1 protein-coding gene is annotated in these 942 nt (G+C 48.6%); it reads left to right on the top strand.

All coding sequences use genetic code 11. The features are described from left to right. A partial coding sequence (traN, locus tag AB4503_RS25485) for a conjugal transfer protein TraN (RefSeq protein WP_372115920.1) occupies positions 1 to 942 on the top strand: 942 nt, incomplete at both ends.

Consider the following 942-nt stretch of genomic DNA (forward strand, 5'->3'; position numbering starts at 1 on the left):
GAGATCCGCAGTCCAAAAGAATCCACACTGTCAGACAGTGATATCAATGCACAAAAAGGGACAGAGTTTGTGACCAATGGATTGGCTCAAGACATCAACACCCACTTTAATAAAGGGCGCCCCGATGTGAAAAGCGACCCAGCGATGCGCTTTGCCTTACTCGGCCAAGAGAATGCGTATGAAATCACTCACGGCCTCTCAAATGCCTATGTCGATTGTGATAGCGGCTCCCAGTGCCTTATCGAACACATTCCTAAACAGTGTCATCGTCCAACGAACAACAACGTGCCTTGTACAAAAGTCCCCGTTGCCACCGTGGTTACTGGCAATGTCATCTACCACTGTCCATCCGGTTGGACAAAGCAAGGGGATAATTGCCAACGTCCCCTCCCACAATGCCGATACAATAATAAACATTATGTGAGGCAAACGAGAGGTGATGGCATTTTCTCATCGTCAGGAACCATGTATTTATGGGGCGGAAAGCAAGTCTCTCCCAATCAAGGCTACACGCTTGGCGAGTTAAAACAGACCTATCACGTTAATTGGCAAGCGAGCGAACACTGGGATAAACGCTACGAGATTTGTCGACCCACCACACAAACGAAAAAAGCCACCTTGAGCTGTTCAAACGGATTCTCCTTATCCGGCGGGAACTGCATCAAAAACACCATGACCTGGCGAACACAATGCCGCCTGATGAACTCGTGCAAGATCACTCGCCAGCAATGTATTGAAGGTCGAGCCACCCGCACCATTAATGGCATTCCCACCACGCTCAATTGTTGGAAATATCGGATAGACCATCATTGTAACCGCCCTAATACCTGCGCAAACCTCCCGAAAGACTGTACGACTCAAACTCAACATTGCAGCCTTAAGCAAAATGGGGTGTGCATCGAGCAAGAGGTCACAAAGCGTTGTGTTGAGAAGACATGCCGA

The sequence above is a fragment of the Vibrio sp. 10N.222.55.B11 genome, from assembly GCF_041473705.1.
In the GTDB taxonomy this organism is placed as follows: Bacteria; Pseudomonadota; Gammaproteobacteria; order Enterobacterales; family Vibrionaceae; genus Vibrio; species Vibrio crassostreae_C.